Consider the following 26082-nt stretch of genomic DNA (forward strand, 5'->3'; position numbering starts at 1 on the left):
CGGTCAAGGTCCCAGCGACCGGACCCGGTGTGCAAACGGAACAGCGGCCACCCAAACGCCTCAATGCGCCTGGGTGGCCGCTGTTGCCCTGCCTGGATTCACCGGCCCCTTCAGAGTGCCGGGTCGGGTGAGCCTGCGATCCTGTTGTGGTTTTGCATCAGGTGGAGCTGCAGCTTCGCTTCAGCTTCCCGCCGCCGCCGAGCCTGCTCGCGCATCTTCCGCGTCGCCTCGGAGCCTTCGGGATGGAATAGTCCGGCCGTTCTATTACGGGGAGCGCCACCGCCGGAGGGTGCCGCCGCCATAAGTTCTTCGCTCATGCCCGTATCGTCACACGCCCGCGCCCGGCCCGGAAGAGCCGTGACCGTAGTGTGACCGGATCGGAATCAATAAGGGCCGGCGGCGCTTGGGAAGGCACCCCGGCTCACCGGGGCTCTGCCGTCGGCCCCACAACAATTCTAGAAGCGAATCGGCTGTTCAAACAGGGGTTCCGCAGTGCCGCCTCCGGCATCAGCCTGCCGGACGGTCCGCAACGGTTGACGCCGGCACCCGCCCCGTCCTACACTTTTCATACAGCAGAATATAACTTCCACAATACGAAATAACCGAGGAAGCCAGCACTGCTCAGCAAAGACGCCACCACCGGACCCGCAAGGAACAAAGACAATGACGTACACCGTGAACTGCTCCATCCTGCTGACGGAACTGCCGCTCTTGGAGCGCCCCGCCGCGGCGAAGGCTGCCGGCTTCGACGCCGTCGAATTCTGGTGGCCCTTTGACACCTCTGTCCCCGCCGACGCCCAGGTCACCGAGTTCGAGAACGCCATCAACGACGCCGGCGTGCAGCTCACGGGCCTGAACTTCAACGCCGGCAACATGCCCGGCGGCGACCGCGGCCTCACCTCCTGGCCAGCACGATCCCGCGAGTTCCAGGACAACATCGACGTTGTAGCCGGCATCGGCGAGCGCCTCGGCTGCAAGGCCTTCAACGCCCTCTACGGCAACCGCATCGACGGCGAATCGCCCGAAAAGCAGGACGCCATCGGCGCCGAAAACCTCGCAACGGCGGCTGCCGGCGTCGCCCGCATCGGCGGCACCGTCCTCCTCGAACCGGTCAGCGGCGCCCCCAAGTACCCGCTCCTCGCCGCCGCAGACGCCCTTCGGGTGATCAGCCGGGTCCGGGAAGAATCCGGCGCCGAGAACATTAAGCTCCTCGCCGACTTCTACCACCTGGCCGTCAACGGGGACGACGTCGACGCCGTCATCGAAAAGCACGCCAAGGACTTCGGCCACATCCAGATCGCCGACAACCCCGGCCGCGGGGCTCCCGGAACCGGGCAGCTTCCCCTCGGCGAATGGATCGCCCGCAGCCGCGAACTCGGCTACGAGGGCTACATCGGTCTCGAATATAAGGAACCGGCGGAAACAGCCTTTAGCTGGGCCATCCGCCAGCACGCTTCCAACTAGGTCCCGACAGGCTCGGCCACCAGAACCACCACAGACTTCAGAAAGAGAACCATCATGAGCAACGTTGCAGTCATCGGACTCGGAATCATGGGCCTCCCCATGGCCATCAACCTCGTCAAGGCCGGCCACGCGGTCACCGGTTTCAACCGCAGCCAGGACAAGATCGACAAGCTCGTCTCCGAGGGCGGCAAGGGTGCCACGAGCATCGCGGACGCCGTCAAGGACGCCGACGTCGTCATCACCATGGTCCCGGACTCCCCCGATGTTGAGGGCGTCGTCAGCGGTAAGGACGGCATCTTCGCCAACGCGAAGAAGGGCACCCTGTGGATCGATGCTTCCAGCATCCGCCCGGACGTCGCCAAGCGCCTCTCCGAGGACGCGGTCGCAGCAGGCATCCGCCCGCTCGACGCCCCGGTCTCCGGCGGTGAACAGGGCGCCATCGACGCCGCCCTGTCCATCATGGTGGGCGGCGACGCGGCCGACTTCGACGCAGCACAGGACGTCCTCAACGCCGTCGGCAAGACCATCGTCCACGTCGGCCCCGCGGGCTCCGGCCAGACCGTCAAGGCAGCCAACCAGCTGATCGTGGCCGTCAACATCGAGGTCCTCGGCGAGGCCATCGCCTTCCTTGAGGCCTACGGCGTGGACACCGATGCAGCACTCAAGGTCCTTGGCGGCGGTCTGGCCGGCTCCAAGGTCCTGGACCAGAAGGGCCAGAAGATGCTGGACCGCAACTTCGACCCCGGCTTCCGCCTTGCCCTCCACCACAAGGACCTCGGCATCGTCACCTCCGCCGCCCGCGAAGCCAACGTCGCCGTTCCCCTTGGCGCCGTCGTCGCACAGCTCGTTGCCGCCACCGTCAACCAGGGCGACGGCGGACTCGATCACTCAGGCCTCTTCAAGCAGGTCCTGCAGCTCAGCGGCCGGAAGTAACCCAGGCCGCCAGTAGGCCAGCCGCCCACAGGGCGGACTTAGCAAGCAAAACCGGGCAACCGCCGTCGTGCATCAACGACGGCGGCTCCCTAAACACACCCAAAAATTCAGCCCACAGCGGGCAACCCACAGACTTTCAAGGAGCACACCATGACGAAGATGCGCACCGTAGACGCAGCCGTCGCCATCCTGGAAAAGGAGGGCGCCACCGAGGCGTTCGGCCTGCCAGGCGCGGCAATCAACCCGTTCTACTCGGCCATGAGAGCCCACGGGGGCATCCGCCACACCCTGGCCCGCCACGTTGAAGGCGCCAGCCACATGGCTGACGGCTACAGCCGGGCAAAGGATGGCAACATCGGCATCTGCATCGGCACCTCCGGCCCCGCCGGCACCGACATGATCACCGGCCTGTACGCGGCCTGGGCCGACTCCATTCCGATGCTCTGCATCACCGGCCAGGCCCCCGTGGCCAAGCTGCACAAGGAAGACTTCCAGGCCGTGGACATCGAGTCGATCGCCAAGCCGGTCACGAAGATGGCCATGACCATCCTGGAGCCGGGCCAGGTTCCGGGCGCCTTCCAGAAGGCCTTCCAGCTGATGCGCTCCGGCCGACCCGGCCCCGTGCTGCTGGACTTGCCGATCGACGTGCAGATGACCGAGATCGAATTCGACATCGACACCTACGAGCCGCTGCCCGTCGAGAAGCCCAAGGCCAGTCGCAAGCAGCTGGAAAAGGCCCTGGACATGCTCACCGCGGCCCAGCACCCGCTGATCGTGGCCGGCGGCGGCATCATCAACGCCGGCGCCTCCGCCCAGCTGGTGGAACTGGCCGAACTGCTGAACGTTCCGGTCATCCCCACCCTGATGGGCTGGGGCACCATCCCGGACAACCACCCGCTGATGGCCGGCATGGTGGGCCTGCAGACCTCGCACCGCTATGGCAATGAAACCTACCTGCAGAGCGACTTCGTGATCGGGATCGGCAACCGCTGGGCCAACCGCCACACCGGCGGTCTGGACACCTACACCGAGGGCCGCAAGTTCGTGCACATCGACATCGAGCCCACCCAGATCGGCCGCGTGTTCTCACCGGACTTCGGCATCGCGTCGGACGCCGGCGCGGCTCTGGACGGGCTGCTGGAACTGGCCCGCGAACGCCAGGCCGCCAAGACCCTGCCGGACTACTCCGGCTGGGTTGCCGAATGTGCCGAGCGCAAGGCCACCCTGCACCGCAAGACGCACTTCGAGAACATCCCCATCAAGCCGCAGCGCGTGTACGAGGAGATGAACCGCTCCTTCGGCCAGGACACCACCTACGTGTCCACCATCGGCCTGTCCCAGATCGCCGGCGCCCAAATGCTGCACGTCTTCGGCCCGCGCAAGTGGATCAACGCCGGCCAGGCCGGCCCGCTGGGCTGGACCGCACCGGCGGCCCTGGGCGTGGTGCGCGGCAAGCCGGATGAGACCGTGGTTGCGCTGTCCGGCGACTACGACTTCCAGTTCATGATCGAGGAACTGGCCGTGGGCGCGCAGTTCAACCTGCCGTACATCCACGTGGTGGTGAACAACTCCTACCTGGGCCTCATCCGGCAGTCGCAGCGCGGCTTCAAGATGGAACAGAACGTGTCCCTGGCCTTCGAGAACATCAACTCCACTGATTCCTCCGCTACCGCAGCGGGCTACGGCGTGGACCACATCAAGGTGGCCGAGGGCCTGGGCTGCAAGGCCATCCGGGTGGAAGACCCCAACGACCTGGGCTCCGCGTTCGACAAGGCCAAGGCCCTCATGGGCGAGTTCCAGGTTCCCGTGGTGGTTGAGGTCATCCTGGAGAAGATCACCAACATCTCCATGGGCACCGAGATCAACGCAATCAACGAGTTCGAGGAGCTGGCCGAGACGCGCGAGGACGCCCCCACCGCCATCCTGGCCCTGCAGCCCTAAGCCGCGGCGCTCAACACTAAAAGACAGGCACTGCAATGCACATAGTGATCGCGCCGGACAAGTTCAAGGGCTCGCTCTCCGCCCCGGACGTCGCCCGGCACCTGGAAAGGGGGCTGCAGGCGGGCTTCCGCATCGCGGGGCAGGGTCCCCTTGAGGTACTCCGGATTCCCGTGGCCGACGGCGGCGAGGGCACCTTGGACGCCGCCGTCGGCTCCGGCTTCACCCGCCGCAGCGCCGTTGTCAGCGGCCCCACCGGGCAGCCGCTGACTGCCGAGTTTGCGGTCCGCGGACGGGAGGCCGTCATCGAGATGGCCGCGGCCTCCGGGCTCGCGGTCCTCCCCGATGGCGCTGGAGGAACCGGCGGCAAGGCCAATGGCGCTGGAGGGACCGGCGGCCAGCCGGATTCCGCCAGCGCCAAGGCCGCCACGAGCCTCGGCACCGGCGAACTCATCCGGTCCGCCCTGGACGCCGGCTGCCGGCAGATCATTTTGGGCGTCGGCGGCAGCGCCAACACCGACGGCGGAGCGGGGGTCCTGCAGGGCCTCGGCGCCATACTGTTCGACGCCGACGGCAACGAACTCCCGCTTGGCGGTGCCGCACTGGCGGACCTGGCGAGCATCGACTTCTCCGGCTTCGACGCACGCCTGGACGAGACCCGCTTCGTCCTGGCCAGCGATGTGGACAACCCCCTGCTGGGTGCGGAAGGTGCCGCTGCGATCTTCGGACCGCAGAAGGGCGCCACCCCTGCCGATGTGGCAACACTGGACAGCGCCCTGGCCAACTTCGTCCGCGTCCTCGCCCGGGAAATCGGCCCGCGCGCACTGAAAGCCGCGGACGCGCCGGGGGCCGGAGCGGCCGGCGGCGTTGGCTACGCGGCCATAGCGGCCCTGGCCGCGACGCGCAGGCCGGGCATCGACGTCGTGCTTGAATTCACTGAACTGGCCGCCCGGCTGGCCGGCGCCGACTTGGTGATCACCGGCGAAGGCAGTCTGGACGAGCAAAGCCTGCTGGGCAAGACGCCCATGGGCGTGGCCCGCGCCGCCGCTGCCGCCGGCGTGCCGGTGGTCGCCGTCTGCGGCCGCACCACGCTGACCGCAGAACAGCAGCAGGAATCCGGCTTCCGGCAGGTCTACCCACTGACCGCGCTGGAGGCCAAGGTAGAAATATGTATAGCCCAAGCAGGACCCCTGCTTGAACAATTGGGACAGCGCATCGGCGCGGAGCTGGCGAACCCGGTCCCCGCCGCCACCGCCACGGCGAACAGCGCCCGCACAAAGGAGCCCCTCAATGTCTGAAGAAAGCTTTGACCTCGTCATCCGGGGCCAGCGGGTCCTCACCACCGCCGGCATCGCCGCGCGTGAGATGGGCGTGCGGGGCGGCAAGATCGTCGCCCTCGAACCGTTCGGCAACGGCCTGTCCGGCCGGGAGATCATCGAACTCGCCGACGACGAAACCCTCATTCCCGGCCTCGTGGACACCCACGTCCACGTCAACGAGCCCGGCCGCACCGAATGGGAGGGCTTCGCGTCCGCCACCCGCGCGGCCGCGGCCGGCGGCGTGACCACCATCATCGACATGCCGCTGAACAGCATCCCGCCCACCACCACGGTGGAGGGCCTCAAGCTCAAGCGCGAAGTGGCCGAGGACCAGGCGTTTGTCGACGTCGGGTTCTGGGGCGGCGCCGTGCCCGGGAACAAGGCGGACCTGCGCCCGCTCCATGACGAGGGCGTGTTCGGCTTCAAGTGCTTCCTGCTGCACTCCGGCGTGGACGAGTTCCCGCATCTGGAGGCGGATGAGATGGAGGAGGACATGGCCGAACTCAAGTCCTTCGATTCGCTCATGATCGTCCATGCCGAAGACTCGCACGCCATTGACCGCGCACCGCATCCGGGCGGCGACCACTACTCCACGTTCCTGGCGTCCCGCCCCCGCGGTGCCGAGAACAAGGCCATCGCCGAGGTCATCGAGCGGGCCCGCTGGACCGGCGCCCGCGCGCACATCCTGCACCTCTCCTCCTCGGACGCGCTGCCCATGATCGCAAGCGCAAAGCGCGACGGCGTCCACCTCACCGTGGAGACGTGCCCGCACTACCTCACGCTCATGGCCGAGGAGATCCCCGACGGCGCCACCGCCTACAAGTGCTGCCCGCCCATCCGCGAAGCCTCCAACCGCGAGCTGCTCTGGAAGGGCCTGCAGGACGGCACCATCGACTGCATCGTCTCTGACCACTCGCCTTCGACGCTTGACCTGAAGGACCTGGAAAACGGCGACTTCGCCGTGGCCTGGGGCGGCGTCTCCTCGCTGCAGCTGGGCCTGTCGCTGATCTGGACCGAGGCGCGGCACCGCGGCATCCCGCTGGAGCAGGTGGTGTCCTGGATGGCCGAAAAGCCGGCAGCCCTGGCGCGGCTGTCCAACAAGGGCCAGCTCGCCCTCGGTTACGACGCCGACTTCTCCGTCTTCGCCCCCGACGAGGCGTTCGTGGTGGACGTCTCCAAGCTCAAGCACAAGAACCCCATCACCCCGTACGACGGCAAGGCCCTCTCCGGTGTTGTCCGCAAGACGTTCCTGCGCGGCAGCGTGGTGGACGGCCAGACGCCCAGCGGCAAACTGATCCGCCGCGGCGGCGTCTGAGGCGTTCCGTCATGGCCGTCCATGCCCATACGCCGCGCGGGAACCCGGCCGGTGGCAGCGTCGGCGGGCGCCCGCACCTCACTGCCGTCCCGGACCGGAACTCAGGCGCGCCCGGGTTCAAGGCGCGGGGCTTGGCCGTCTGGGTAACCGCCGGGCCCGGGCAGGACATTGATGAGGCTGTTCTCACCCGCGCCGCCGAGCTGGTGCTCGCGCGTGCCCTGAAGATTGCTCCGGAGGCGGAAGTCCACTGGCCTGCCGCCGGAGCTGCAACGTCCGCCGCCGGTTCGTTCCCGTCCGGGAAGCCCCCAGGGGAGGGGGCACCCCACGGGACGCCCGACGGCGGCACTCCCGCGCCGTTGTCGTCCTCCCCGGAGGACTCCCCGCAACTGGACGACGGCGGCGCACCCCACCTCCCGCCGTCGGGCGGCCCCGTCAGCCGGGTCGCCGTGGACCTCGCGAAAGGCGAGGTGCTGCTGGACGGCAGGCCGGTGCCGCTCACCGGCGTCGAGTTCAAGCTGCTGCGCTACCTCGTGGAAAACTGCTCGCGGGCCATCGGCCGCGAGGAGCTGCGGGTGTTCCTGGAATCGTTCGACAGCCCCGGGGCGGCCACCCGCTCCATCGACGTCTACGTGGGCCGGGTGCGGCGCAAACTGCGCGGCGGCCGGCACGCGATCGCCACGGTGCGGGGCGGCGGCTACCAGTTCATCCCCGGCCCGGGCGCCACCGTCCGCGGCCCGGCGGAATACAGTATCTAGCTAGGCTGTTATCCAATTCAGCCCTTGATTCTTCCACCAGCTTTTGTTTCGCAAGATCCATCCGAAGGAATGCCATGAGCCCCAAACTGACCACCAAGCTCCAGCCCGGAACCCAGGCCCCGGACTTCACCCTGCCGGACGCTGAAGGCAAGCAGACCTCGCTGGCCGATTACCGGGGCAAGAACGTCATCGTGTACTTCTACCCCGAGGCGGCCACCCCCGGCTGCACCACCGAGGCCTGCGACTTCCGCGACAACCTGGCCACCTTCCAGGGCTCCGGCTACGAGGTCCTGGGCGTCTCCCCCGACGCCCCGGACAAGCTGTCCCACTTCACCGGCGACTTCGCCCTGACCTTCCCGCTGCTGGCCGACGAGGACCACTCCGTCGCACTGGCCTACGGCGCCTGGGGCGAGAAGCTCGTGGACGGGGAGGTCCGCGAGGGCATCGTCCGCTCCACCGTGGTTCTTGATCCCGAGGGCAAGGTGCGCCTCGCCCAGTACCAGGTCAAGGCCCAGGGCCACGTCCAGGCGCTGAAGGAATCCCTGGGCGTCTAAACGCTCTCTCACCTCCCGCACGTTCCAGGCCGACGCTCTCTCACCTCCTGCACGTTCCGGGCCGACGCTCTCTCACCTCCTGCAACAAAAACCGGAACGCTCTCTCATCTGGTGAGAGAGCGTTCCGGTTTAAGCGACGGGTGGTGAGAGAGGGCTGCCTGGGCTCAGCCGTGTTACGGGCCGGCGGTCAGCTCCGGCTGCCGGACCTGCGCCGGGGTGAAGCGGGCGCCGGCGTCGGGAAAGCCCGGAACCGCAATGCGCGCGTGGCTATGGACTTCAGTCACGGTGTCCCGCGTGTGCTCGGCGATTTTGGCCATGGTGGTGACCCACATCCCGTCCATGGCTTTGACTCGGTTGATCAGCTGCTCCAAGGCCACCGCCTTTGAGGGCCGGCCGGAGATGAACGGATGGTTCGTCAGCACGAAACAGCTCCCGGCCGCATGGTGTGCCTCTGCCTCCAGCGTCCACATTTCGAGGACCTTGGCGGGGCTTTCAATGACTCCGCTGCCGGTCACCCCCGGATAGAAGGCGTACTGCTCCCAGTCGTCCAGTGCCCAGTCAACAGGTATTTCGACCAGATCCCTGGAGTCGCCGTCGGCGACGCTGAAGCGGTACGGTGCGTCGCCGTCGAGCAGGCTTGAGTCGTAGAGGAAGCCGCGGTCAGCCAGCAGAGCCGGCGAGTGCCAGTTCAGCTCCCACCAGGGAGCGCGGTAGCCGACCGGCCGCACGCCCGCAACGTTGGCCAGTGCTTCCAGCCCGCGGTCGATGTACCGCGCCTCGGTGTCGGCGTCGATGCCCTGCATGGGTTCGTGGAGGTAGCCGTGGTGGGCGATCTCATGTCCTGCATCCGCGATCCGGCGCACCACGTCGGGGTAGCTTTCCGCGGTAAAACCCGGGATGAAGAACGTGGCCTGGATGTCCTGCCGTTCGAGGATCTGCAACAGCCTGGGGACCGCAACCTTGGGCCCGTACGACTGGTGCGTCATGAGCGACATCCGGCGCGTGCTGGCGGGGTCATGGGCGATGGTGCACGATTCGGCGTCGACGTCGAACGTGAACGAGGCGGCTGCCCGGTACCCTTCGGGCCAGGTGATGGGATGGGCGGAGTCTGCGAAGGCAGGGAATTCCATGGTCCGTTCCTTTCTAGAGGGCGGCAGTGGTTGTTGACGGGAGGGCCACTGTCTCCGGGACGGCTGCCGGGACCGGCTGCGATCCGGCATCGGCCAGAAACCTGCGGTGGACCCGGGGGCCAAGAACCGCGTAGCACGCGGCGCTGCTGAGGCCACCCGCGAGCCAGGACAGGTCCCAGCCGCCCAAGGCCACGGCGATGGGGCCCTGCATCACCGGGATCAGCCCGTACATGAACAGCCAGGTGGCGAAGATGCCAACCAGGAGGGATACAACGCCGGCCCAGTTGATGCCGGGGAGCCGCCCGGTGCCCACACTGTCGAACAGCCGTCCGCCGTCGGCTGGCCAGCGCTTCTCGATCCAGAAATAATGCACAAGCATGACGCCGCCCCAGGCAGCCACCCAGGCCACGAGCCCGATCAGCCATGCATCCAGGACAGAGGCGAAGTCCTCCTGGAAGATGAAGAATACGACGGCGGCCAGCGAGAAGACGCCGACGAACAGGTTCAGCTTGCGGCGGCTGATGGTGATGTCGAGCGCCTGAGTGGCGACGGAGAAGGTGTAGATGTTCAGGATGTTGGTGGCGATGGGCCCGTGCAGGACCATCAGGAGCACCGGGAGCGCCATGACCCCGAAGTTCTGGACTATGAGCTTTCCGGGGTCGATCTCGCCGCTGTTGGTGGCGAGGCTGGCTCCCAGGATTCCGAGCCAGACGACGGGGATGAACTGGCCGAGGACCGACGCGAGGTAGACCTTGCGCTTTGGCACTTCGGTGCTGACGAACCGGGAGTAGTCGGCGGCGTACGTGAACCAGGTGATCCCCCAGCCAATGCCGATCGCCGTCATGACCGCGCTCATCGCGGCGATCCGCTCCGAGCCTTCGAGGATATTGCCGGCCGGTCCTGCGTAGGACCAGTTGATCTTCATCCCGAACCAGGCGACGGCGGACATCACCGCGAGGATGATGATGGTTGGCGGTACGGTCCATTTTTCAAACGCGGCAATGGCCTTGTAGCCGAACCAGGCGATGGCCACCTGCGCTGCCATGATGGTGGTGGCGACGCCGATCTTCCATCCGTAGTTGTGGGCTGTCGGGTCGACCCAGCCGAGCGTCCCGAAGAGCGCCATCACGAGGTCCAGGATGATCCAGGTGTTCACTGCGCACCAGCCGATCACCAGCAGCGCCTGGATGGAGGCGGGCAAGTAGTTTCCGCGCCGGCCGAACGCCGCGCGGGCCAGCACCATGCCGGTGGCGCCGGTCTTCTGGCCGAGCAGTACAAAGCAACCGAACAGCAGCATTCCGATGAGGTTGCCCAAGACAAGGACAGTGACGGTGTCGGCAAAGCCGAGCCCGAGGTGGATGCCGAGGGCGCCGAGGACCCAGTTGATGGGTGCCAGGTTGGCGCCGGCCCAGATCCAGAACTGTCCGGAGACTTTCCTGGTCCGCTGGGATTCCGGAATGGGCTGGAGCCAGGCTTCGACATCATTGTCGGCTGCCGGCACTGGGCCGTCCGCGGCTGCAGTGGAGTGGTTGTGCATGGGGGCCTCCGTAGGGGGAAGGGGGATACCGCCAGATTATGTGTCACAGGCCACAGTCAACAAGATACTATGTGTACAACACAACGCTCATCTACGTTACGGATCGTAATGCCTGTATTGCTAGCCGACGTGCTTAAGCACCCCACCCTCACGGCCGCTGATCCCGTGATCCGCGCCGGGGCAGGTGCAGCGTCGGGTACACAACTGCGCTGGGTCCATTCGAGTGAGGTACTGGACATTGCGCCGTTACTTAGCGGCGGTGAACTGCTTCTCACCGGGGGTGATGCCCTGGTCTCAGCCACGGACGGCCGGCGCGTGGAGTACGTCCGACAGCTGGCTGAACGCGGCGTCGGCGCCCTGGCCGTGGAGACAGGCCAAACCCTCGCGTCGCTTCCGTCCTCGATGATCCGGGCCGCCGAAGAAGCCGGGCTGCCCCTCATTGAATTCCGCAAAGTAGTGCCGTTCGTGGGCATCATGCAGGCCATCAACTCGATGCTGGTCAGCGAATCGGTGGCACACCTGCGCCGCGCGGACGAGGCCAGCCACGCCATGGCCGTGGAACTGGCCCACGGGAGCAGCCTGGACCGGATTCTCGCCGTGCTGGCCGGGATCATTGAAGCGACGCTGGAACTCTCGTCGGTGTCCGGTGTGACACTGGGAACCGCCGCCCCGGCAAGTGACGGTTCCGCCGGTTCCATTCCGGCGGACGGTTCCGGGCCCGACGAACGGCGCGAAAACGCGGTGGGGACCGGCACGGATGGAACGCCGATCAATATCGACGTCCCCGTCCGCGGCGTGCCCTCCGCCAGGCTGGCAATCAATGTCCCGGCCCATGGCGACGTCAATTTGGCACGCGTTGCCGGCGGGCGGTGCGTTGACATCCTTTCGCTGGCGCTGCTGCAACGGATGCCACCCGGCCTGAAAGAGGTCGCAGGGACCGCGCTGCTGCGCGCTGTCAGCTCCAGCAGTCAGCCCTGGCGGCTGCAACAGCTCTCTCCGACTGCCGGGATTCCGGCCTCGGCAACTGTGGTCGCCATCGTCGTCAGGACGTCCACGTCCCAACAGTTACGCGCCGCAATGGACAAGATCCTGAAGCGCTCAGCCCAGCAGAGCGCCAGCTATGTGGATAATTCAGAGCTTCTTGCCCTCGCAGCCCTTCCTATTGACGGCGCCTCCGCCGCACGGGCGGAACTCGTGGCGGCCTTGCAGGAACTCCCTGTGGAGGCCGGAACCATGACGGCGGTGGGCCCCCTGGCTGCCGGGATCATAAACGCACCGTGGTCGCTGTCGGAGGCGAAATGCGCCCTGGACCTGGTGGTGAACGCATCACTCCGAGCGGCGAGGCTGCCGTCGGAATCCGCAGGTGTGGTGGTCGACGTCGAAAACCTCGCCGTGGAGCGAATGGCTGTGCAGCACCTGGACCAGGGGGCACGGCAGGACTTTGTGCGCCAGCAACTTGGACCCGTACTGGAGCACGACGAGCGGCGGAACTCCCAGCTGCTGACAACCCTGGCCATCTGGCTCGACTCCGGCTGCAATACGGCGCAGGCCGCGAGGGAACTTCACGTGGAGCGGCAGTCGATGCATCACCGGCTGCAGCGGATTTTTGAATTGTGCGGCGGAGATCCGCGGGGAACCGGCCGGCTCGCAGCCCTGCATCTGGCCACCCGGCTGGCCGTCCTGTAGCCCCGGCGGGATGGACGCTCTCTCACCTTTCGCAACAAAAATAGGGACGCTCTCGCACTTCCCCCAAGGAAGTGAGAGAGCGTCCCGGCTTAGGCGACGGGAAGTGAGAGAGCGTCCCGGCTTAAGCGACAGGAAGTGAGAGAGCGTCCTGTTAGCGGAGCACCACTGTCCTGTTGCCCTGCAGGATCACGCGGCCCTCGCAGTGCCAGCGGACGGCGTTGCTGAGCGCCTTGCATTCGGTGTCGCGGCCGGCGGCAACCAGGTCCTCCGGGCCGTACGTGTGGTCAACCTCCACCACCTGCTGGGAGATGATGGGCCCCTCGTCGAGCTCGCCGTTGACGTAGTGTGCTGTAGCCCCCACCGTTTTCACCCCGCGGGCGTAGGCCTGGTGGTAAGGCTTGGCGCCCTTGAAGCTGGGCAGGAATGAGTGGTGGATGTTGATGGCACGCCCGTCCAGCTTGCGGGTGAGCGCGTCGCTGAGGACCTGCATGTAGCGCGCCAGCACCACCAGTTCCACATCGAACTCGTCCACGAGCTCCAGCAGCCGTGCCTCCGCGGAAGGCTTGGTAGCGGCGGTGACGGGCACGTGGAAGAACGGGATACCGTGCCATTCCACGAGGGTCTGGTGGTCGGTGTGGTTCGAAACAACGGCCACCACCTCCACCGGCAGTTCGCCGATCCTGGCGCGGAACAGCAGGTCGTTGAGGCAGTGCCCGAACTTGGAAACCATGATCAGCACGCGCCGCTTGGAGCCGTGCGGCTCCAGCCGCCAGCTCATCCCGAAGCGTTCCGCCACCGGGCCAAAAGCGGCCCGCAGGGTGTCCGCGGTGGACACATCGCCGTCGGACGCAAAGTGCACCCGCATGAAGAAGTGCCCTTCGGAGCGCTCGCCGAACTGCTGGTTGTCGATGATGTCGCAGCCGTGTTCCAACAGGAAGCCGGAGACGGCGTGCACAATGCCAGGCGACTCCCGGCAGTCCAGCGTGAGGACATGCTCCACGGTGGTCGCGGTCGGACCGGTAAAGGATTCAGTCTCGATGGCAGTCATGGCTCAGCACTCGATCACATTCACGGCGAGGCCCCCGCGGGAGGTCTCCTTGTATTTGGTTTTCATGTCCGCTCCTGTCTCACGCATGGTTTTGATGGCTTTATCCAGCGACACCTTGTGGCTGCCGTCGCCGTGCAGCGCCAGCCGCGCGGCGTTGATCGCCTTCACGCTGGCGATCGCATTCCGTTCGATGCAGGGGATCTGCACCAGGCCGCCCACTGGATCGCAGGTCAGGCCAAGGTTGTGTTCGATCCCCACCTCGGCGGCGTTTTCCACCTGTTCGGGGGTGCCGCCGAGGACCTCGCACAGCCCGGCGGCCGCCATGGAGCAGGCCGAGCCCACTTCGCCCTGGCAGCCCACTTCAGCGCCGGAGATGGAGGCGTTGATCTTGAAAAGAATCCCGACGGCGGCCGCCGCCAGCAGGAAGCGGACCACACCGTCGTCGTCGGCTCCCGGAACAAACTTGACGTAGTAGTGCAGCACCGCCGGCACGATCCCGGCCGCGCCGTTGGTGGGGGCGGTGACGATCCGCCCGCCGGCGGCGTTTTCCTCGTTGACGGCGAGGGCGAAGAGGTTTACCCATTCCATGGCCCGGAGCGGATCGGTGACGCCGGTGTCCGCGGTCAGGGTGTTGAATAACGACGGCGCCCGGCGCCTTACGTTCAGACCGCCGGGAAGGATTCCTTCCGCGGTGCAGCCGTTGTCGACGCATTCGCGCATGACGGCCCAGAGTGCCAGCAGCTTCTCCCGGAGCTCCGCTTCGCTGCGCCACACGAGTTCGTTGGCGAGCATGACGTCGGAGATGGACATGCTTTCGCGGCGGCAGATCTCCAGGAGTTCGTCGGCCGTGGTGAAGGGGAAGGGGAGGACGGTGTCGTCGGCCACCACGTTGTCGCCGGGACCAACGGCGCCGTCAACCACGAAGCCGCCGCCGATGGAGTAGAAGCTCCGTTCGCTGAGCACGGCGCCGGCGTGGTTTAGCGCCCGGAAGGTCATGCCGTTGGGGTGCGCGGGCAGGGACTTGCGGCGGTGCAGCACCACGTCCTCGTCCCAGTTGAAGTCCACTCTGTGGTCCCCGCCGATCCGGAGTTCGGCGTCGAGGGCGGCCGCGGCCACCTGGTCGTCGGCCGTGGAGGTGTTCACCGTTTCCGGGTCCAGGCCCTGGAGGCCCAGCACCACGGCCTTGTCGGAGCCGTGGCCCCGGCCGGTGGCGCCGAGCGATCCGAACAGTTCGGCCTGGACCCTTGTGGTGGAGCTCAGGTGGCCATCACCTTTGAGTCCTTCGGCGAACAGCTTCGCCGCCCGCATCGGGCCGACCGTGTGCGACGACGACGGCCCGATGCCAACAGAGAACAGGTCCAGGGCGCTGAGCGCCATCAGGGCACCTCGGGGGAAGCGAACTCCCTCATGGCATCCAGGAGCCAGCGGCCCAGGAAGTCCGCGAACGAAGCCCGCGGGAACAGCCGGAAGCTGTCGTCCCCGGTCTTCAGGAGGGTGACCGGAATGTTCCCCACCTCCGTGGTCAGGGCCGTTCCCGGCGTGAAGCTCCGCGGGTGCAGGTCCAGGGCGCAGCCTTTCTCCAGCACGGCGCGGGCCCGGGGGCCGGAGAGCTCGAACGTGGTGCGGTTGGCGGACAAGTCCACCACCTGTCCCGGGGCATCGCCCAGGGCTGCGGTGAGCGAGCCGATCAGGTCCCCGCCCAGGGAGTCGTGGGCCTCTTCGGGGGCCACCACAAGGAATTCGGACGGGCCGAGCCACAGGACGCTGACGCCGTCCCTGCCGGTGACCTCGCCGCAGCGTGCCGGCAGGCCGCCGGCGACGGACGCGATCCTGGCGCCTTCCTCGGAGCTGGGGGCGACGCGGACGCCGGCCATGGTCTGGAACGGGCCCTCCTTGAGGACGACTGCCCCTGGCACGGAGCCGGCTTCGAGTGCCTGGGCCAGGTGGGAGGCCGGGCTGCGGCGGATTTCCCGGAGTCCATTGATGCCTGTGAGTGCTGCGGTGTTAGCCATCTTTACGGGTCCCTTCGGGGTCAAAAAGTACGGTTTCGGCGACGACGACATCAACCAGCTGGTCGCCGGCGGCGGCCACGAGGGTCTCGCCGATGCGGTTGCGGCCGTTCTTGATCAGTGCCAGTGCGAACGACCTGCCGAGCGCGGCGCTGTGGTAGCTCGAGGTCACGAAGCCCTGCATGGGCACGGGCCCGTAGGCGGGGTTCGTGGTGATGCCCTTCTCCACCAGCTGGGTGCCCTCCGGCAGCCGGAGTGACCCGTCCACGGGAAGGACGCTGACCAGGTGCTTGCGGTCCTCACGCTGTGCGTCAGCCCGGGCGTAGGAGCGTTTGCCGATGAAGTCCTTGGCCTTGGAGACCACCCATTCCATCCCGGCGTCCTGCGGGGTGACCGTGCCGTCGGTGTCCTGCCCGACGATCGGGTAACCCTTCTCGGCCCGGAGCACGTGCATCGTTTCGGTGCCGTACGGGGTGATGTCGAATTCGGCGCCTGCGGCGGCCACGGCTTCCCAGGTGTTCAGCCCGTACCAGGACGGCACATTGATTTCATAGGCCAGTTCACCGGAGAACGAGATCCGGCAGATCCGCGCCTTCACGCCGGAGGCCAAGGTGGTTTCGCGGAAGGTCATGAACGGGAAGGCTTCAGCCTCCAGCCCGCCGCCCGCGGCGAGTTCGGGGGCCACCTTCGCGATCACCGCCCGGGACTTGGGCCCGACGACGGCGATGGTGGACCACTGTTCGGTCACCGAGGTGCAGTGCACGTCCAGTTCGGGCCATTCGGTCTGCAGCCACTCCTCCAGCCAGTCCAGCACCTTCGCGGCGCCGCCGGTGGTGGTGGTCATGAAGAACCGGTCCTCGTCGAGGCGGAGGGTCACGCCGTCGTCGAAAATCATGCCGTCCGCCATGCACATGACGCCGTAGCGGGCGGAGCCGGGTGCGAGCTTCTTGAACGCGTTGGTGTAGATCCGGTTGAGGAATTCACCGGCGTCCTTGCCCCGGATTTCGATCTTGCCGAGGGTGGTGGCGTCCATGAAACCCACGGATTCGCGGACGGCGGCGCATTCGCGCAGCACGGCGGTGTCCATGTCCTCGCCGGACTGCGGGTAGTACCAGGGCCGCTTCCACTGCCCTACGTCCTCGAACAATGCTCCCTGTGCCACGTGCCACGGGTGGATCGACGTGACGCGGGCGGGGTCAAACAGTTCGCCGCGCTGGCGTCCGGCCAGTGCCGCGAAGGCCACGGGGGTGAACGGCGCCCGGTAGGTGGTGGTTCCGATGTCGCCGATGCCCCGGGACGCTTCGCCGGCCTGCCGGAGGGCGGCGGCGATGACGCCGATCGCGTTGACGCCGGAGGTCTTGCCCTGGTCGTTGGCGGTGCTGATGGAGGTGTAGCGCTTGATGTGCTCCACGGAGCGCATGCCGGCCCCGGTGGAGCGGAGAACGTCGGCCACGGACTGGTCGCGCTGAAAGTCGACGAAGTGGTGGTGCCAGTCATCCGGCGTGCCGGTCTGCCCGGGGACCAGCCACAGCTGGCGGGTGGGGCCGGACGCTTTCGGCTCACTGATAACGGAAGGCTCGACGGCGGAACCAAAGCCGGCGGCGATCGCCGCCGACGCTCCGGCCGAGATGCCCTCGGCGAGGCAGTCCGCGAGTTCGAAGCTGCCGCGGCCTGAGCCGACAATCTGCTGGTTCGGGACCATGCTGCTCGGCACGAAGGCCGCCAGGTCCTCGTCCCAGCGCAGCTTGCCCTGCCGCTGCGAGTGGAGGTGAACCAGCGGGCTCCAGCCGCCGGAGACTGCCAGCAGGTCGCAGGCGATCTCCTCGATGCCGGAGGTGAGTTCGCCGTCGTCGTTAATGCTGCGGACGGTGACCCCCGTCAGCCGGCCGTCGCCGTCCTCTGCGGCGGCGGTGTCGGCCACAGCGCTGCCGATCAGCACACGGGTGCCGGCTTCGACGGCGGCGGCGGCCACCGGGGTGAGGCGGGGACGGGCGTCGACGACGGCGGCCACCTTGACGCCGGCGGCCCGCAGGTCCGCGGCCAGGGAGTAGGCGCTGTCGTTGGTAGTACTGATGACCGCGCGCTGCCCGGCGGCGACGGCGTAGCGGTTGAGGTAGCTGCGCACGGCCGAGGAGAGCATGATGCCGGGGCGGTCGTTGTTCTCGAACACCAGCGGCCGTTCGTGGGCGCCGGGAGCAAGGACGACCTGATTAGCACGGATGTGCCAAATACGCTGCCGGGAGACACCGGGGGCGGCCGGGCTGGACAGGTGGTCGGTGCGGTTCTGGACGGCGATGACGTAGTTGGCGTCGTAGGCGCCGAAGGCCGTGGTGCGGTTCAGGACGGTGCATTCGGCTCCGGAGACGAGCTCGGCTTCGACGTCCGCCACCCATTCGAGGGCGGGCTTGCCCTCGATGGTCTCGGCCAGGCCGGGGGCCGTGGATCCGGAGAGAAGCGTGCCGCCCAGTTCGGGCTGGTCGTCCAGCAGCATCACGCGGGCGCCGGTGCGCACGGCTTCGCGGGCCGCGGCCAGGCCGGCGGGGCCGCCGCCGATCACCAGGATGTCCGTGTGGACGTATTTCTTGTCGTACTCGGCGCGGTCGTCCTCCGGGTCCAGCCGGCCCAGACCGTTCAGCAGGCCTGCCTTCAGGCCGTCCACCAGGGTGACGGTGGTGGCGGGGAGCATGGATTCGGCCACGTGGCCGGGGAAGCGCGGTTCGATCCGGACCAGGGCGTTGGGTTCCTCCACGCCGGCTGCCAGGATGCCGCGGGGCCGGTCCTCGTAGAGCGAGTTGCCGACCGTGATCCGGCCGTTCGCGAGCAAGGCCGAGGCGAGCGTGTCGCCGGGGTGGCCGGTGAATTCCTCGCCGTCCACTGTGAAACGCCAGGAGATGCTGCGGTCGATGCGTCCGCCGGCGGCGAGGCGGGCGTTCTGGGAAGTCACTTGGTTGCTCCTTCCGGGGCGGTGCTGCTGGAGATGATGCTGGTTGCAGAGGTGCTGGGTGCGGCGTTCCCGATGGTGGTGCTGCCCGCGGCGACGCTGGCGGTGCCGACTTCAGCAGCGGCGGGAACCGCCGTCGCCGGCCGTGGCGTGCCCATCGGGTAGACGGCGTGGATGTCGTAGGTGACGGTGTCGCGGAGCATGTTGAACCACTGGCGGCAGCCGGTGCTGTGAAGCCAGCGCTCGGCGAAGGTGCCCTTGGTGTTGTCGCGGTAGAACAGGAACTCGGCCCATTCGCGGTCGTTCAGCTCGTTCGGGTTTTCCGGGTAGGGCACGTGGGCCTGGCCGCCGTAGTGGAACTCGGTCTCGTCGCGCGAGCCGCAGTTGGGGCATGAGATAAGCAGCATGTGCGTCTTCTTTCTAGTGGACGGCGGCTAGTGGGCGACGGCGGCTGCGCCGTGTTCGTCGATCAGGGCTCCGGTTTCAAAGCGTTCCAGCGCAAACGGCCTGTTCAGCTTGTGCGGTGCGCCCGTGGCGATGGTGTGTGCGAACGTGAGTCCGGCAGCGGGCGTTCCCTTGAACCCGCCGGTTCCCCAGCCGCAGTTGACGAACATGTTCTCCACCGGTGTGGTGCCCACGATCGGCGAGGCGTCCAGCGTGGTGTCCACAATCCCGCCCCAGGTCCGGAGCACATGCGCCCGGGCAAAGATGGGGAACAGTTCGACGGCGGCGGCCATCTGGTGCTCGATCACGTGGAAGGATCCGCGCTGGCCGTAGCCGTTGTAGGAGTCGACGCCGGCGCCCATCACCAGTTCACCCTTGTGGGCCTGGGAGACGTAGACGTGCACGTGGTTGGACATGACCACCGTGGGGTGAACCGGTTCGTGCAGTTCGGACACCAGCGCCTGCAGCGGGTGCGACTGGATGGGGAGCCGGAAACCGGCCATTTCCGCCAGGACCGAGCTGTGTCCGGCCGCGCACAGGCCCACCTTTTCGGTGTTGATGGTGCCGCGGTTGGTCTTGACGCCCACTACACGGTTGCCGTCCTTGAGGAAGCCGGTGACCTCACAGTTCTGGATGATGTCCACGCCCAGTTCGTCGCATTTGCGGGCGAAGGCCCAGGCCACGTGGTCGTGCTTGGCGATGCCCGCGCGCGGCTGGTAGGTGGCGCCCATGACGGGGTAGCGGATGTTGTCGCTGATGTTCAGGATGGGGCACAGTTCCTTGACCTGGTCCGGCTCCAGCCATTCGGCGTCCACGCCGTTGAGCTTGTTCGCGCCCACGCGCCGGATGCTCTCGCGGACGTCACCCAACGTGTGGGCGAGGTTCATGACCCCGCGCTGGCTGAACAGGAAGTCGTATTCGAGCTCCTCCGGCAGGATTTCCCAGAGCTTCAGGGCGTGCTCGTAGATGGCCGCGCTCTCGTCCCAGAGGTAGTTGGAACGGATGATGGTGGTGTTCCGGGCCATGTTGCCGCCGGCGAGCCAGCCCTTTTCCAGGACGGCGATGTTGGTCATGCCGTGGTTCTTGGCCAGGAAGTATGCGGTGGCCAGCCCGTGCCCGCCGCCGCCCACGATTACTGCGTCGTAGGAGGACTTGGGCTCCGGGTTGCGCCAGAGGAAGTCCGGGTGTTCCGGAAGCTGCTGCGTGCTCACTGGGCTGCTCCAATCATGTCTGCCTCGAAGTCGGCAATCTCGGTGCCGTCGTTCAGATGCGGGTAGAGGGGAAACTGGTCGGCGAGCGCCGTGACCCGGGCGCCGAGTTCGACGGCGGTGTCCTCGCTGAGCGGTCCGCCGGCGGTTTCGCCGCCGGTCGCCGCGGCGATGAGCGCCGTGGCGATGATGTCCGCCACTTCGGTGAATTCCGCTGCGCCGAAGCCCCGGGTGGCCAGTGCAGGCGTTCCGATCCGGAGACCGGAGGAGACCATCGGCGGGCGGGGGTCGAACGGGACGGCGTTGCGGTTGACAGTGATGCCGATCCGGTGCAGGGCGTCTTCGGCCTGCTGGCCGTCCAGTTCCGAGTTGCGCAGGTCCACGAGGACCAAGTGGACATCGGTGCCGCCGTTGACCACCGAGATGCCGGCGGCGGCGACGTCCTCCTGGAGGAGCCGGGCTGCCAGCAGCTTGGCTCCCTCGAGGACGCGTTCCTGGCGTTCCTTGAATTCGGGGGTTGCGGCCAGCTTGAAGGCCACTGCCTTGGCGGCGATGACGTGCTCCAGCGGGCCGCCCTGCTGGCCGGGGAACACGGCGCTGTTGATCTTGCGGGCGTACTCCTCCTTGGCGAGGATGACTCCGCCGCGCGGGCCGCCCAGGGTCTTGTGCGTAGTGGTGGTGACGACGTCGGCGTACGGCACCGGGTTCGGGTGCAGCCCTGCCGCCACGAGGCCGGCGAAGTGCGCCATGTCCACCATCAGGTACGCGTCCACCAGGTCAGCGATCCGGCGGAACTCGGCGAAGTCGAGCTGGCGGGAGTAGGCCGACCAACCTGCGACGATGAGCCGCGGGCGGTGCTGCAGGGCCAGGGCTTCGACTTCGGCCATGTCCACGCGGAAGTCGGATTCGCGCACGTGGTAGGGGACCACGTTATAGAGCTTGCCGGAGAAGTTGATGCGCATGCCGTGGGTGAGGTGGCCGCCGTGTGCAAGATCCAGACCCATGATGGTGTCGCCCGGGTTCAGCAGGGCGAACATTGCCGCGGCATTGGCCTGGGCGCCCGAGTGCGGCTGGACGTTGGCGAACTCGGCACCGAACAGGGCCTTGACCCGGTCAATGGCGAGCTGCTCGATCACGTCAACGTGCTCGCAGCCGCCGTAGTAGCGCTTCCCGGGGTAGCCCTCGGCGTACTTGTTGGTCAGGACCGAGCCCTGCGCCTCCATGACGGCCGCCGGAGCAAAGTTCTCCGAGGCGATCATCTCGAGGGTGGACTGCTGGCGGACCAGCTCGCGGGCAACGGCCTGCTCGACCTCTGGATCGACTGCGGAAAGTCGCTCATTCAACTGCTCAACCACGGATGCTCCTTTGAAATACCATTTCGTCTATAACTGATATATCAGTGTGATGACAATGGTATGATTGAGATCACAAGAGAGTCAATAGCCGGAAGCAAAGTGGCACTGAGCTTCCATTTGAATCTCGGGCCGCAGTAGGTAAGAGGACCCCAGCACCGAGGAACGGAGCCGCGCCGTGAATGCACTTCCCGCTTTGCCGTCCGCCGAGGACGAAGTACTGTCCCAGGCCGAGGCAGCGTACCGGCAGTTGCGCGACAAGCTGATCATGCTTGAAATCCGGCCCGGCGAACCCATCAACGACGGGCAGTTGGCCGCGGAGCTCGGCTTCGGCCGCACGCCCGTGCGCGAGGCGATCAAGCGGCTGGAGGTGGACCACCTTGTGGTGTCCTATCCGCGGCGGGGAACATTTGCCACCACTGTGGACTTCACGGAGTTGGCCGACGTCTCGGAAATTCGGGAACTGCTGGAGCCGCTGGCGGCCCGCCGCGCCGCGAAGAGGGCAAACGCCGCGATGCGCCGCGAATTACTGCGCGTGGCCACAACAATCGCGGAACTGGATCCGAGCCCTGCAGAATCCCGTGAGCTTATGAAGTACGACCTCACGGTGCACCGCCTGATCTACAAGGCGGCCGCGAACCCGCACCTCGAAGACACCCTGATCCGCTACGACAACCTGGCAACCCGCATCTGGTGCCTGGTCCTGGACAAGGTCCCCTCAGTGAGCGGCCACATCACCGAGCACGTGGAGCTCCTCAATGCGGTGGCCGAAGGGGACGCGGACAAGGCCGGTGAACTCGCTTTGCACCACGTCACGAGCTTCGAGGAGACCATCCGCAAGGTCCTCTAGGCAGCATCACCCCCCCAGACGCTCTCTCACTTACCACCATAAAAACCGAAACGCTCTCTCACGAGTGAGAGAGCGTTTCAGCTGACGCGGCAGGAAGTGAGAGAGCGTCCGGCAAACAGTGCCAGGGCTCCGGCCGCAACGCCGAGCGTGATTCTTTTGGTTCGTGACATGTGGTGTCTCCTCGATCCGCCGCGCGAAACGGCTTGTGGCTAAGGGCGGCGTCAGGTTCAGCCCCCTCATACAAAGATGCGGCAGCGGGATATGGCACCGCTGTTCGGAAACTGTCAGGAAGCTGTGAGTGCAACCGACGATGCGCCGGGGGTCGGCGGCCACGTAACTGTCGCCGTCGGCATCCATGTCCCTCAGCGTCGGAACTGAACAACAGCGGAGGCTTTCCCCAACCTCGCCGGTCGCCTTCATGCAGTCCGTCCGCGCACCTGGAGGAGTCCATGCAGCTGATCAGGATTCCGGGACCTAGCTCTCACCGGATCACTTCCGGCGTTTCGGCCATTTCACGTTCATCAGCAGCAATCCCAGCAACAGCGAGTCCACGGTCATGATTGCCGCTGCGAGGTACGCCCAGCCGATCATCATGAGTTGCTCACCGCCAGCCGAAGGCCTGAAGTGCAGGGTTGGATCAGACTGCGCATGACAATCTCCTGACTTGGATCCCCCAGCCATTCGATAGTTCATACAGTGTGCCACGGCGCCGCCCGGGAAGGAACGGCACCCGGAGGCCGGCAGTCGGCACCAGAACCTCGGCCAACACCAGAACGGCGGCCGGCACCGAAGAGGTGCGGACCGCCGTCGGGGTTTCCCGGAAGCTCCTGCTAGATGATCGCTGCGCGCAGTTCCTTCGCGGCCAGCTCGGGGTCCGCGGCGCTGTAGATGGCACCGCCGGCGACGGCCACGTCGGCGCCCGCCCGCTGGACGGCCTCGATGGTGGAGAGGTTCACTCCGCCGGCCACGGAGAACGGCACGCGTGCTTCCTCCCCGGCGCTCAGCAGCACGTTCAGGTTGTAGCCGGGCCTGGCCTGCTCATCCAGGCCGGCGTGCATCTCTACGAATTTCGCACCCAGCGCGCGGACTTCCTTGGCACGGGTGACCTTGTCCGCCACGCCGATCAGGTCGACGACGACGCCCTTGTTGTGGGCCTTGGCTGCCTTGACGGCACCGGCAATGGTGGAGTCGTCGGCGGCGCCGAGCACGGTGATCAGGTCAGCGCCGGCCTTGAAGGCGATGTCGGCTTCGAGTTCTCCGGCGTCCATGGTCTTCAGGTCCGCGAAGACGATCTTGTCCGGGTGGGCGTTCTTGATGGCGGTAACGGCGGAAAGCCCTTCGCTCTTCACCAAGGGCGTGCCGAGTTCGATGATGTCCACGTGTTCGGCAACCTTGCCGGCCAGTTCGAGGGCGGCTTCGGTGGTGAGGAGGTCGATGGCGACTTGCAGTTTCATGTGTTCTTCCTTGGTTTGTTGAGTGGTTCAGGTGGTTTGTTGGCGTTTCGGGGGTTACTCGAGGTTTGCGTGGCGCAGCCAGAGGTCTTCCGGAGCAGCGGCGTCTTCATCCCAAAGACTCTGGAACACCGCTTCCGTCGTGGTGAACAGCACCTGCTCGAACAGGCTGCCGGAGTACTGGCGCGAGACTGCTGATCCGTGGTCCGTCTTCTGCACCCCCGGGATTACGACGACGGCGGAGGCCGCCTCCGCGAGTGGGGAACCCGGGTTCGTGGTGTAGACAGCCACCCGCGCGCCCTGGGCGGCAGCGGTCTGTGCTGCCTTGACGACGCTCGATGTGGTGCCGGAACCGGAGGCGGCGAGCAGCACGTCTCCGGAGCGGACGGCGGGTGCTGTGGTCTCGCCCACCACGTGCACTGTCAGTCCCAGGTGCATGAGCCGCATGGCCGCCATCTTCAGGACGAGGCCGCTTCGCCCGGCGCCGGTGACGAAGATCCGCTGGCCGCGCCGGATCTCAGATGCCAGGGCGGCAACCTGCTCCGGATCCACGCGGGCAGCTGTCCGCTGGATCTCGTCCAGGACCAGGAGCTGGTTCCTGGTGACCGATGCTGCCGGAACTGCGGTGGACGTTCCTGCCAGCGTGGCGGGATCGGTGCCCGTCATGACACTCATGGGTTATCTCCTTCGGGACGTTCTTGCCCTTCCATCTTCGATTGCTAAACGGGCGGGCACTACGGCATGATCGGACGGTCTTTCCCACCCAAAGGGATAGGCGGCGCCGCGGATTTCTATACAATGGACGGGTGCCAGTCACTACCGAAGCCGCCACCCCTCCCCCAACGCCTGAGACGTCCGAAGGCGTGAAACCCCTGCTTGAGGCGATCGCGTCCCTGTCCTCGGCGCCGCTGGCCCAGATCGCGCAGAAACTCCACCGGGCCACCCTCCCGTACCTGCGGAGCAGTGCCCTCGTGATCTTTACGGAAGACTGCACAGGCCGGCCACAGAAAAAGTCCGGTGACGAGTCCGTCATCAGCCAGGTCTCCATCGCCGAACTGGATGCCGTCAGAGCGTCGCTGGACGGGGGCGAAACTTGGCAGGGCCGGGCACCGATCGGGGGCCGGGAACGTCCCATCCTTGCCCTGCCGTCGCCCACAAACGCGTTGCTGGTTCTGACCGATCCCCAGTCCGCCACAGGAGAAAGCGGTGCGGGGCTTCCCGGGCAGGAGCTTACGGTGCCGTGGCTGGTCCGTTACCTGTGGGATCTCGCGGCCGAGCGTATCCGCGAAAAGGTGGCGGATGCACCGCCGTCGTACCTTATCGAGTCCCGTGCGGCGTCCGCCGAACGGGTCAGGGTGACGGCGGAACTGGTTGACCGGCACTCAACCACGCTGGAGACATTGCTTGCCGCCCTGCGCTCCCCCGCCCTCGCGGACGGTGCAGCCCGGAAGTCCGCCACAGATGTCGCCGCCAAGGCCCTGGTGGAACTGCGGACGCTCAATGACCGCACCACGGAACAGGTCGAAGAACCTGTTGCCACGGCCTTCCAGCGCCTCCGCGAAGATCTCCGCCCGCTGATGCATTTCAGCGGCATCGACGTCCAGTTCATCGAGCCCCCAGTCAACGGCCGCGCCCTTCCCGGGGAAGTGGCGCATGCCGCCCGGGCCATCGTCCGTGGCCTCGTGCTCGCCATGGTTGAACAGCCGGATGTGCGCCGCATCCGTACCCAGTGGGATTGCGACGGCGAGAACCTGCTCATCAACGTCCGCGATGACGGCCTGGGTAGCCTCTCCGCAGAGGCTCCCAGCATCGCCCGCCTGACGCAACGGGTGGAGGTCCTGGACGGCCAGATGACGATCGACCTGATGCAGGGCTGGGGTGCCGACGTCGCTGTCACCCTTCCGCTGGACCCGCCCGGCCGCAAACTGCCCGACGTCGCCGCCTGGAACCTGGGTGACCGGGAGCTGGAGGTCCTGCAGCTGCTGGCCGCCGGGCAACGGAACCGGGCGATCGCGGCCAAGCTGCACGTCAGCGAAAACACCGTGAAGTTCCACCTCCGCAACATCTACCGCAAGCTCGGCGCCACTTCGCGCACTGAAGCGATCGCCTTGGCGCACAGCAACGGCCTGCGCTAAGTCGTCTTTCCGC

At 66.8% G+C, this 26082-nt stretch carries 22 protein-coding genes; 10 read left to right on the forward strand and 12 right to left on the reverse strand.

Annotated elements, in window-relative coordinates; translation table 11 throughout:
* Window positions 1–110: 110 nt before the first annotated feature.
* Window positions 111–317, reverse strand: a complete 207-nt coding sequence (locus tag AC1DD3_RS19010; protein ID WP_230118439.1) for a hypothetical protein — start codon at window positions 315–317, stop codon at window positions 111–113.
* A 346-nt stretch (window positions 318–663) separates the two neighbouring features.
* On the opposite strand from AC1DD3_RS19010, the gene AC1DD3_RS19015 reads away from it, so the two are divergent.
* The 7 genes from AC1DD3_RS19015 (at window position 664) to bcp (ending at window position 8278) form a co-directional block, all read left to right on the forward strand.
* Entirely contained in the window at window positions 664–1464 is an 801-nt protein-coding gene (locus AC1DD3_RS19015; protein WP_230118441.1) for a hydroxypyruvate isomerase family protein, read from the forward strand.
* 54 nt (window positions 1465–1518) lie between these two features.
* Window positions 1519–2397, forward strand: coding sequence for a 2-hydroxy-3-oxopropionate reductase (locus AC1DD3_RS19020; protein ID WP_230118444.1), 879 nt, complete (start codon window positions 1519–1521; stop codon window positions 2395–2397).
* A 150-nt stretch (window positions 2398–2547) separates the two neighbouring features.
* Window positions 2548–4338, forward strand: a complete 1791-nt coding sequence (gcl, locus tag AC1DD3_RS19025; protein ID WP_230118445.1) for a glyoxylate carboligase — start codon at window positions 2548–2550, stop codon at window positions 4336–4338.
* 35 nt (window positions 4339–4373) lie between these two features.
* Window positions 4374–5633: a glycerate kinase gene (locus AC1DD3_RS19030; RefSeq protein ID WP_476882280.1), complete on the forward strand. Its 1260-nt coding sequence runs from the start codon at window positions 4374–4376 to the stop codon at window positions 5631–5633.
* A complete protein-coding gene (gene allB, locus AC1DD3_RS19035) occupies window positions 5626–6969 on the forward strand; it encodes an allantoinase AllB (protein ID WP_476882281.1) in 1344 nt (447 codons plus the stop codon). Before AC1DD3_RS19030 ends, allB begins: the two co-directional genes overlap by 8 nt.
* Window positions 6970–6980: 11 nt before the next feature.
* Window positions 6981–7724: a winged helix-turn-helix domain-containing protein gene (locus AC1DD3_RS19040; RefSeq protein WP_230118451.1), complete on the forward strand. Its 744-nt coding sequence runs from the start codon at window positions 6981–6983 to the stop codon at window positions 7722–7724.
* A 74-nt stretch (window positions 7725–7798) separates the two neighbouring features.
* On the forward strand, window positions 7799–8278 hold the full coding sequence (gene bcp, locus AC1DD3_RS19045; protein WP_230118453.1) for a thioredoxin-dependent thiol peroxidase: 480 nt from the start codon (window positions 7799–7801) through the stop codon (window positions 8276–8278).
* A 173-nt stretch (window positions 8279–8451) separates the two neighbouring features.
* On the opposite strand, the gene AC1DD3_RS19050 is transcribed toward bcp, so the two are convergent.
* Window positions 8452–9408 carry a polysaccharide deacetylase family protein gene (locus AC1DD3_RS19050; RefSeq protein ID WP_230118455.1) on the reverse strand — a complete coding sequence of 319 codons (957 nt, stop codon included), beginning with the start codon at window positions 9406–9408 and terminating at the stop codon, window positions 8452–8454.
* A 13-nt stretch (window positions 9409–9421) separates the two neighbouring features.
* Window positions 9422–10945, reverse strand: coding sequence for a purine-cytosine permease family protein (locus AC1DD3_RS19055; protein WP_476882282.1), 1524 nt, complete (start codon window positions 10943–10945; stop codon window positions 9422–9424).
* A gap of 108 nt (window positions 10946–11053) precedes the next feature.
* Here AC1DD3_RS19055 and AC1DD3_RS19060 point away from each other — a divergent pair, with 108 nt between their 5' ends.
* Window positions 11054–12631 (forward strand): PucR family transcriptional regulator, encoded by a 1578-nt coding sequence (locus AC1DD3_RS19060; RefSeq protein ID WP_476882283.1) that lies wholly within the window; start codon window positions 11054–11056, stop codon window positions 12629–12631.
* Window positions 12632–12782: 151 nt separating this feature from the next.
* Here AC1DD3_RS19060 and purU read toward each other — a convergent pair whose 3' ends face one another.
* From purU to glyA, 7 genes are read right to left on the reverse strand one after another with little or no spacing between them, the layout of a single operon-like run.
* Window positions 12783–13679: a formyltetrahydrofolate deformylase gene (gene purU, locus AC1DD3_RS19065; protein WP_230118459.1), complete on the reverse strand. Its 897-nt coding sequence runs from the start codon at window positions 13677–13679 to the stop codon at window positions 12783–12785.
* Window positions 13680–13682: 3 nt separating this feature from the next.
* The gene (locus tag AC1DD3_RS19070; RefSeq protein WP_230118462.1) at window positions 13683–15056 is read right to left on the reverse strand and encodes an L-serine ammonia-lyase; all 1374 of its coding nucleotides are present in this window, start codon (window positions 15054–15056) and stop codon (window positions 13683–13685) included.
* A complete protein-coding gene (locus tag AC1DD3_RS19075) occupies window positions 15056–15691 on the reverse strand; it encodes a sarcosine oxidase subunit gamma (RefSeq protein WP_476882284.1) in 636 nt (211 codons plus the stop codon). The genes AC1DD3_RS19070 and AC1DD3_RS19075 overlap by 1 nt, the downstream gene beginning before the upstream one ends.
* Window positions 15684–18632, reverse strand: coding sequence for a sarcosine oxidase subunit alpha family protein (locus tag AC1DD3_RS19080; RefSeq protein WP_476882285.1), 2949 nt, complete (start codon window positions 18630–18632; stop codon window positions 15684–15686). The genes AC1DD3_RS19075 and AC1DD3_RS19080 overlap by 8 nt, the downstream gene beginning before the upstream one ends.
* Window positions 18629–19036, reverse strand: a complete 408-nt coding sequence (locus AC1DD3_RS19085) for a sarcosine oxidase subunit delta (RefSeq protein ID WP_476882286.1) — start codon at window positions 19034–19036, stop codon at window positions 18629–18631. Before AC1DD3_RS19085 ends, AC1DD3_RS19080 begins: the two co-directional genes overlap by 4 nt.
* Window positions 19037–19063: 27 nt before the next feature.
* Window positions 19064–20284 carry a sarcosine oxidase subunit beta family protein gene (locus AC1DD3_RS19090; protein WP_230118467.1) on the reverse strand — a complete coding sequence of 407 codons (1221 nt, stop codon included), beginning with the start codon at window positions 20282–20284 and terminating at the stop codon, window positions 19064–19066.
* Window positions 20281–21636, reverse strand: coding sequence for a serine hydroxymethyltransferase (glyA, locus tag AC1DD3_RS19095; RefSeq protein WP_290369746.1), 1356 nt, complete (start codon window positions 21634–21636; stop codon window positions 20281–20283). The genes AC1DD3_RS19090 and glyA overlap by 4 nt, the downstream gene beginning before the upstream one ends.
* Window positions 21637–21811: 175 nt before the next feature.
* Here glyA and AC1DD3_RS19100 point away from each other — a divergent pair, with 175 nt between their 5' ends.
* Window positions 21812–22483, forward strand: a complete 672-nt coding sequence (locus AC1DD3_RS19100) for a GntR family transcriptional regulator (protein WP_230118468.1) — start codon at window positions 21812–21814, stop codon at window positions 22481–22483.
* An 830-nt stretch (window positions 22484–23313) separates the two neighbouring features.
* On the opposite strand, the gene hxlA is transcribed toward AC1DD3_RS19100, so the two are convergent.
* Both hxlA and hxlB read right to left on the reverse strand, forming a co-directional pair.
* Window positions 23314–23937, reverse strand: a complete 624-nt coding sequence (hxlA, locus tag AC1DD3_RS19105; RefSeq protein WP_476882287.1) for a 3-hexulose-6-phosphate synthase — start codon at window positions 23935–23937, stop codon at window positions 23314–23316.
* Window positions 23938–23991: 54 nt separating this feature from the next.
* Complete coding sequence (hxlB, locus tag AC1DD3_RS19110; protein ID WP_230118470.1) at window positions 23992–24609, reverse strand: 6-phospho-3-hexuloisomerase; 618 nt, start codon at window positions 24607–24609, stop codon at window positions 23992–23994.
* A 131-nt stretch (window positions 24610–24740) separates the two neighbouring features.
* On the opposite strand from hxlB, the gene AC1DD3_RS19115 reads away from it, so the two are divergent.
* A complete protein-coding gene (locus AC1DD3_RS19115) occupies window positions 24741–26069 on the forward strand; it encodes a helix-turn-helix transcriptional regulator (protein WP_476882288.1) in 1329 nt (442 codons plus the stop codon).
* The last annotated feature ends 13 nt before the right edge of the window (window positions 26070–26082 follow it).

The sequence above is a fragment of the Arthrobacter sp. 05T444 genome (assembly GCF_056395905.1).